This window comes from Caballeronia grimmiae, assembly GCF_000698555.1.
Lineage (GTDB): Bacteria > Pseudomonadota > Gammaproteobacteria > Burkholderiales > Burkholderiaceae > Caballeronia > Caballeronia grimmiae.
Window position 1 is genome coordinate 1 of sequence record NZ_JFHE01000082.1, and the last position, 7,545, is coordinate 7,545.

Consider the following 7,545-nt stretch of genomic DNA (forward strand, 5'->3'; position numbering starts at 1 on the left):
TGTTCGGCGCGAGCAACTTCCCGCTGGCGTTTTCGGTTGCGGGCGGCGACACGACGGCGGCGCTCGCGGCGGGATGTCCGGTCGTCGCGAAATCGCATCCGGCGCATCTCGGCACGTCCGAACTCGTGGGCCGCGCGGTGCAGAAGGCGGTCGCCGACAGCGGCTTGCCCGAAGGCGTGTTTTCGTTGCTCGTCGGCGCGGGGAACGCAATTGGCGAGGCGCTCGTCGCGCATCCGGCCATCGCGGCGGTCGGCTTCACCGGCTCGCGGCGTGGCGGTCTCGCGCTCGTCGAGATCGCCGCCAGGCGAAGCGTGCCGATTCCGGTCTATGCCGAAATGAGCAGCGTGAATCCGGTCTTCGCGCTGCCCGGCGCGCTCGCCACGCGCGGCGATGCGCTCGCGGCCGGCTATATCGATTCGGTCGCGCTGGGCGTCGGCCAGTTCTGCACGAATCCCGGCCTCCTGTTCGCGCTGGCGGATTCGAAGCTGGAAGACTTCATCGACGATGCGATGGCCGCGCTCGAAAAGAAGGAAGCGCAGACGATGCTCACCGCGGGCATGGCGGCGGCGTATGCGGACGGCATCGCGCATCGCGATGCGTCCGGCGCGCAGCGTATCGCGACGGGAAAGGAGAGCGAGATGGCGAGCGGCGCGCTGCCGGCGCTGTATCGGGTGAGCGCGGAGCAGTTTCTCGCGACGCCGCAGCTTGCCGATGAAATCTTCGGCCCGACGTCCGTGATCGTTGTCTGCCCGAACGAGGACGAGATGATCGCGGTCGCGCGTCAGCTCGAAGGCCAGTTGACCGCGACGCTTCTGATGGACAACGACGACATCGACCTCGCGCGGCGTCTGATGCCGGTGCTGGAGCGCAAGGTAGGGCGGATTCTGGCGAACGGCTTCCCGACGGGCGTCGAGGTGGCGTATGCGATGGTGCATGGCGGCCCGTTCCCCGCGACGTCCGATGGACGGTCCACATCCGTCGGCGCGATGGCGATCGAGCGGTTCCTGCGGCCGGTTTGCTATCAGGACTTGCCCGCGCCGCTCTTGCCGCAGGCGCTGGCGGACGAGAATCCGCTCAATCTGTGGCGGCTGCGCGATGGGGAACTGGGGGCGAATTGAAGCCGCGTTAGTCGCCACACAGTTCCGCGTAAGAACCGCGCGCTTTCGGCGCGCCGTCGCCTTCAATGGCTTTGCATTCTAAAAAGGACCACTCGATGCCTCCATCCGACCGCCGCTATCCCGACCCCGCCATCCGCGTACTCGATCCGCGCTTCAACGCGCTGCGCATCGCTTCAGCGTCGGTCGAATGCCTCTATCAGGGCGCGCGCTGGTCGGAGGGGCCGGTGTGGTTCGGCGATGGCCGCTACGTGCTGTGGAGCGACATCCCGAACAATCGCATCCTGCGATGGGATGAAGAAAGCGGGCAGGTCGGCGTGTTCCGCAAGCCGTCCAACAACGCAAACGGCAATACGCGCGATCGTCAGGGGCGGCTCGTCACTTGCGAGCATCTGACGCGGCGCGTGACGCGCACCGAGTACGACGGCTCCGTGACCGTGCTCGCGGATCGCTTCGAAGGCAAGCCGCTCAATTCGCCGAACGATGTCGTCGTGAAGTCGGATGGTTCGATCTGGTTCAGCGATCCCGTGTTCGGTATCGACGGCTACTACGAGGGCGAGAAACAGGAGCCGCAACTGAGGCCATGCGTGTATCGCGTCGATGGACAGAGCGGCGAGATCACGAAGATGATCGACGGCTTCGTCGGCCCGAACGGACTCGCGTTCTCGCCGGATGAATCCGTGCTGTATGTCGTCGAATCGCGCTCGACGCCGCGCAAGATTTTCGCGTTCGATGTGCTGAACGGCGGCCGGTCGCTCGGTGAGCCGCGCCTTCTGATCGACGCCGGTCCCGGCACGCCCGATGGCTTTCGCGTCGATATCCACGGCAATTTGTGGTGCGGCTGGGGCATGGGCGATGTGGAACTCGACGGCGTGCGCGTGTTCACGCCGCAAGGCGAGGCGATCGGGCATATCGATCTGCCGGAACGATGCGCGAACGTGTGTTTCGGTGGCCGGCATCGCAACCGCTTGTTCATGGCGGCGAGCCACGGCCTGTATTCGCTGTACGTGAATACGCAGGGATGCTGAAGCAGACCTGACGTCTCACGTCTTCGGTCACGCGCCGCAAAGCCTCAGTCGAGCGACGGCTCGCACGGACCCTTCGCGGCGCGCGCCATGCCCGAACGTCCCAGCGCCGTCACGCGTTGCAAGGTCAGCAGGCCGAGCACGGCGAGTCCCGCGCCGAGCATGAAGTCGGTTTCCACGCCCGCGCGGTCGACGATTGCGCCGCCCACTGCCGAGCCCATCGCGATCGCCACCTGAATGATGCTGACGAACATGGCCGAGCCGGCTTCGGGATAGTCCGCCGTGCCGCGCTGAATCCACACGCTGAAGCACAGCGGCAGCGCGCCGAACGCGACGCCCCAGATCAGCATGGCCGCTGTTTCGCCGATGTGCGAATGCCCGAAGAGCAGCATCGATACGATCGCGCCGAGCAGCAGCAGAATCATCACGGCCACGGACTTGACGAGGTGCTTCGCGACGATCGCCGACATCAGCGCATTCGAGAAGAAGCCGATCACGCCGAAGCCGAGCAGCAGCAAGGTGATCGCGTTCAGCGAGAAGTCCTGTTCCAGCAAGGGCGCAATGTACGTGTAAGTCGAGAAGTGCGCGCCGAATGCGAACGCCACCATCACCATGCTGAGGCGCGCATGCGGCCTTGCCAGCAGCGCCTTGAAGTCGTGGATGCGCAGGCCGGACGCGGACGGCAGCCTCGGCACCAGCAGCGCCTGCGCCAGCAGCGCGACGGCGACGAGGCCCGCAGTCGCGGCAAACGAAAGCCGCCACGACGCAAACGACGCGATGAAGATGCCGAGCGGCACGCCGATGACCGTCGCGAACGTGACGCCCGTCAGGATGATCGCCGTCGCCTTCGCTGCGTCCTTGCCCTGCACGAGGCGAGGCGCCGCCGCCGTCGCGAGCGTCCAGAAGCCGCCGAGCGCCGCGCCGAGCATCGCGCGTCCGACGAGCATCATCGCGAAGCCGGGGGCCATCGCGCACACCACGTTCGAAACGAAAAGGACAGCGGTGAGCAGCAGGAACACATTCCGGCGATCCATGCGTCCCGCGCCGATGATGAGCGTCGGTGCGAAGATCGCGGCCATGACGCCGGGCGTCGTCACCATCAGGCCCGCGATGCCCGGACTGACGCCCAGGTCGCGAGCAATCTGCGGCAGCAGTCCGACCGGCAGGAATTCCGCCGTCACGAATGCGAACGCACTGACTGCGACCGCGAGCACGGCAAGCCACTGGCGTAGCGTGGTGGAAACGTCGTCCGGTGCCCGGGAGACGGAAGGCGAGTCGATATGCATAGAATGAAAACCGGAAAGTGCCGGCGAAGCCGTGGCCTCGCGTTCGGCAGTCGCAAAGCTGACGCGCGGCACGTTCAACACTGAACGGCCGTCGCGGCGAAGGACACACTGTAGAAGGACGGGCGGCGAGGAAAAAGGGCGGCGCGTCGAATTGACAATCCAGGGCAGCCGAACAATCGCGGCAATGTACGCCCAGCAACGCGCGAGGCGTCAGGAGCGGCTGATTTTTTCCATGATCCGCTCCGGATGCTTGGGCGCTTGGAAGCCAAACCGCGCATAAACGCCGTGCGCATCCAGCGTGACCAGCATCATTCGGCGGAGTCCTTGCAAGCCGGGATGCGCCATGATGCATTCGATCATCCAGGTGCCGAGTCCGGCGCCCTGATGCTCAGGCAAGACGAATACATCGGCGAGATAGGCAAAGGTCGCGGTATCGGTAATGACGCGCGCATAGCCAATCTGCCGTTCGCCCTGGAACAGTCCGAACGCGAGCGAATGCCGCGCAGCGCGCTCGACCGTCTCGCGCGCTATCCCCGGCGACCAATACGCCACTTCGCTCAGATAACGGTGAACGACATCGAAATCAAAGGTGTCGATATCGGTGGTCACGCGATAATCGTCGCGCGTCCATCGCATGGCGTCGTTTTGCATGCTTAGTGAACCTGATAGATACGCCCCGTCTCGGCGCCTTCGACACTGCGGCTATATGCAAGCGCCACGCGCGCGCCGCTCGCTGATTCGAACCCGCGAAAGTAAGGGCCATAGCTTTCCATTGCTTCCGTGAGCACCGTCGGACTGACCGCGTTGATGCGCAAGCCGCGCGGCAACTCGATCGCCGCGCCGCGCACGAAGCCTTCGATCGCGCCGTTGACCGCCGCCGCGCTCGCGCCCAGCCGGATCGGCTCCGCGCCGACGATGCCGCTCGTCAGCGTGAACGAACCGCCATCGTTCAGATAATCGCGCGCCGTGAGGACGAGATTGACCTGGCCCATCAGCTTGTCGTCAAGGCCGACGCGAAATTGCGCGGGCGTCATCTTCACGAGTTCGCCGAAATGGACGTGTCCCGCCGTGGCGACGATCGCATCGACGTGGCCAATCGTGTCGAAAAGACGCTTGATGCTGTCGACATCGAGCAGATCGACGCGATGTGTCCCGCGCGTCGCGCCGATGTCGATGATTTCGTGACGCGCCTGCAATTCGGCGCAAACGGCCCGGCCGACCGTGCCGGTCGCACCGATAACGGCAATTTTCATGAGCAGCCTCGCTATGCGTTGCGGTTGAGGATTCGCAACGCATTGTGCACGCGCCACTGCACGATGAAAAGCCGCGGAGCTTTTGCTTATGCGGCCTTGCGCGGCGGCATCGGCGAAAGCAGGTAGAGCGACGCCGCGAGCCGGCACGCCAGCATCGCGCCGGAAAGCACAGCGGCGCTGGGAAACACGTGCCACTGCATCGCGAGCGTCGGAGCCACGAGCCCGACCGACGCGAACCCGAGCGCAACCGTCACCCAGCGCGCCCATTGCAACCGCGACGCGACGCACAGGTAAAGCAGGCCGACGAGCACGCGCGACACGATGGACGCCGCCACCGGATGGCTCGACGCATCGCCGGGAAAGCCCAGCGCGAGCGAGAGGCCCAGCTCGGCCCATGAGAGGGCGTAAGCCGTGCCGAGACACGCGAGCGCGGTCTTGAAGCGTTGTTCGGCCGACGATCGCGCTGGCGCGGCGGCGCGCGTTTCCAGTGGCGGCGGCGCGGCGGTGTCGGCAGTTTCGTCAGTGGCGTTGTAATCGTCGTATGCCTGACTCGTGCTCATGTTTCCCTTCCTCTTCTCGTTCGATTGATGCGGCTGTCATCCGAATCTTCTTTGCGGCCAAGCTCTTGCGCAATCGGTGTGCCTGCTTTCACCCGTGTGGAATGAACGTTGCTGAATTGCATGAAGACACCCACGGCTCGCCTCGGCGAGCCCACGACAAAGGAGCCGACAATGAGCAACACCAAGGAACAGAATCCCCATTCGGAGCGCGATGAAGAGATCGTCGATAAGGCGGTAGAAGACACGTTTCCGGCGAGCGATCCGCCCGCGACCGGCGGCGTGACGCGCATCGAGACCGACGACGAGGCAGACAAGAAGAAGGACGAGTAAAGCCGCTCCGCGGACAGGCCGCGCGTCGTGCGCGGCCTGTCTGCACGCCATCACGAACGCTCTATTTCAATGAGACGTGATGGCCGCAGGTGGTTCAACGCGTAGTGCTTGCGGCCGCGCAACGTGTGGCCGCGCGCATCGCGTGCTTCGAAGCGCTGCTGCGCTTCGACTTCCGGCAGCGCCGGCGTGACCATGCCGCGATCGATCATCCGGCAACCGCGCTCCAGCGCCAGCGCAAGGCCATTGCGCGCGGGGCGGCTGTCGAAGCCGCCGAGTCCGTCACCCGGTTCGGGAACGAAATTGACGAGCGTCGCGTTCGATGAGATCACCGAATCCGGCTCGCGTGCGCGCATCTCCGCTTCCCGTTTCGCATGAATGTTCTTGCCATCGGCATCAACGGTGTCGTCGAGTGTCTCGTCGTTGAGGACATCGATACCGCGCGGATGACGGCTTTGCGCCTGGTTCGGCGCGGCCGTGTCTTCCATCGCGCCCGCGCCGGCATGCGCTTCGCGGCCGGCCTCGGCCTTCCTTGCATCGTCCATGCTGACGTGCGCGGTTTCGGTCGCAGGCGTCTTGATCGGGCTGCGCGCCGCGCGATCGCTCTGCTTGTCTTGCGGTTCGTTAGCTTCAGCGTTGTTCACGATGACCTCCTGCAGTGGCATGAGTGACGATGCTGCAAGAGCCGTTCCGGATTTCTGACGACGCAACCGGAAGCCTTGCACGATGGGCGCTCCATCGACGATAAAAATTTCGCGGATTTTTTTCGCCACTCAGGGGTTTTACTACCAGTATTATTTGTAGCTTGTCCGCAGCAAAGCGCAATAGGGCGCAACACGCGCGACGCTGCCCGACTTCAGGCAACGCCATTCGAGAGAGCAGGGCACTTTAGGACGGGTGACTCATGCAACACGATGCAGCCTTTTTCCATCGAGGCTATCTACTCAACTGCGCGCCCGCCCGGACGGCGGACGGAAGCTATCAACCGTATGTCGTCATCTCGCGTTCGAGCGATGGCGAACTCGTCGCGAACCGCTTTTTCCCCGCTGAATTGCGCTTCCCGAGCGAGGACGACGCGATCGCGCACGCACGCGACTGGGCCGTGCGCTGGATCGATGCAAGCCATGTCACGGTGTAAGCAAGCGGCGTCGAATCGACAGAGTTGCGTGCGAAAGCGCCAACTCCGGGCCGCGCTGACGCAAGGCCAGTCGAAACCGGGTACGCTTGAGGTAATTCCGCCGTGCGTGTCACGGTCGCCGTTTACATTTTTTTGTTGTCGATATGCAGAACACGCCTTCGGTCAGAACTTCCATGCCACGCGACATCGCGCCTGACTCCCTCAACGACGCGCCGCTTCAGGACTCGCGCGAATGGGGCCTGTCGCGCATCGTCGCGGAACTGCGTGAGTCGCGCGAGGAACTGCATCGCACGCGGCATCCGCTTGGCATACGCGAATTGCCGTCGCGCGACGCCATTCTTAAAATCGTCAATGGTCTGCGCTCCGCACTCTTTCCGACGCATTACGGCGCGCCGGATCTGACTGACGAAAGCGTCGATTACTACGTAGGGCAGACGCTCGAAAACACGCTGCGCCTGTTGCATGAGCAGATTCGCCGCGCATTGCGCTTTCTGCCCGAATATCGCGACACCAACGATTCCCAGCTGAACACGCTTGCATTCGGCATCGCACGCGAATTCGGCGCCCAATTGCCGGCAATCCGTGCGCTGCTCGTCTCGGACATCAAGGCCGCTTTCACGGGCGATCCCGCCGCCCAGCACATTACCGAGATCCTGCTGTGCTATCCGGGCGTGTGGGCCATGACGCATCATCGTCTCGCGCATGCGTTGCACAAGCTCGGCGTGCCCCTGCTCGCGCGCTTCATCAACGAGATCGCGCATTCGTTGACTGGCATCGACATTCACCCCGGCGCGACGATCGGCCCGAGCTTTTTCATCGATCACGGCACGGGCGTGGTGAT

Annotated in this window: 10 protein-coding genes; 5 read left to right on the forward strand and 5 right to left on the reverse strand. The window is 64.2% G+C overall.

What is annotated here, in order from left to right; genetic code table 11:
* Together BG57_RS30285 and BG57_RS30290 are read left to right on the forward strand one after the other, a co-directional pair.
* The coding region (locus BG57_RS30285) for an aldehyde dehydrogenase (NADP(+)) (protein WP_035970889.1) at positions 1 to 1,118 on the forward strand (1,118 nt) is incomplete at its 5' end.
* 95 nt (positions 1,119 to 1,213) lie between these two features.
* Positions 1,214 to 2,143 (forward strand): SMP-30/gluconolactonase/LRE family protein, encoded by a 930-nt coding sequence (locus tag BG57_RS30290; protein WP_035970890.1) that lies wholly within the window; start codon positions 1,214 to 1,216, stop codon positions 2,141 to 2,143.
* 44 nt (positions 2,144 to 2,187) lie between these two features.
* Here BG57_RS30290 and BG57_RS30295 read toward each other — a convergent pair whose 3' ends face one another.
* From BG57_RS30295 to BG57_RS30310, 4 genes are all read right to left on the reverse strand, one after another.
* Entirely contained in the window at positions 2,188 to 3,426 is a 1,239-nt protein-coding gene (locus BG57_RS30295; RefSeq protein WP_035970903.1) for an MFS transporter, read from the reverse strand.
* A gap of 210 nt (positions 3,427 to 3,636) precedes the next feature.
* The gene (locus tag BG57_RS30300) at positions 3,637 to 4,077 is read right to left on the reverse strand and encodes a GNAT family N-acetyltransferase (protein WP_035970892.1); all 441 of its coding nucleotides are present in this window, start codon (positions 4,075 to 4,077) and stop codon (positions 3,637 to 3,639) included.
* A gap of 2 nt (positions 4,078 to 4,079) precedes the next feature.
* Positions 4,080 to 4,679, reverse strand: coding sequence for a short chain dehydrogenase (locus tag BG57_RS30305; protein WP_035970894.1), 600 nt, complete (start codon positions 4,677 to 4,679; stop codon positions 4,080 to 4,082).
* An 86-nt stretch (positions 4,680 to 4,765) separates the two neighbouring features.
* Positions 4,766 to 5,239 carry a hypothetical protein gene (locus tag BG57_RS30310; protein WP_035970896.1) on the reverse strand — a complete coding sequence of 158 codons (474 nt, stop codon included), beginning with the start codon at positions 5,237 to 5,239 and terminating at the stop codon, positions 4,766 to 4,768.
* Between the two features lie 171 nt (positions 5,240 to 5,410).
* Here BG57_RS30310 and BG57_RS33455 point away from each other — a divergent pair, with 171 nt between their 5' ends.
* On the forward strand, positions 5,411 to 5,569 hold the full coding sequence (locus tag BG57_RS33455) for a hypothetical protein (protein ID WP_167569282.1): 159 nt from the start codon (positions 5,411 to 5,413) through the stop codon (positions 5,567 to 5,569).
* Positions 5,570 to 5,619: 50 nt separating this feature from the next.
* Here BG57_RS33455 and BG57_RS30320 read toward each other — a convergent pair whose 3' ends face one another.
* Positions 5,620 to 6,210: a DUF3005 domain-containing protein gene (locus tag BG57_RS30320; protein WP_035970905.1), complete on the reverse strand. Its 591-nt coding sequence runs from the start codon at positions 6,208 to 6,210 to the stop codon at positions 5,620 to 5,622.
* 260 nt (positions 6,211 to 6,470) lie between these two features.
* On the opposite strand from BG57_RS30320, the gene BG57_RS30325 reads away from it, so the two are divergent.
* Positions 6,471 to 6,704 (forward strand): hypothetical protein, encoded by a 234-nt coding sequence (locus BG57_RS30325; RefSeq protein ID WP_035970900.1) that lies wholly within the window; start codon positions 6,471 to 6,473, stop codon positions 6,702 to 6,704.
* A gap of 173 nt (positions 6,705 to 6,877) precedes the next feature.
* Positions 6,878 to 7,545: serine O-acetyltransferase (locus tag BG57_RS30330; RefSeq protein ID WP_420912097.1), on the forward strand; the 668-nt coding region annotated here is incomplete at its 3' end.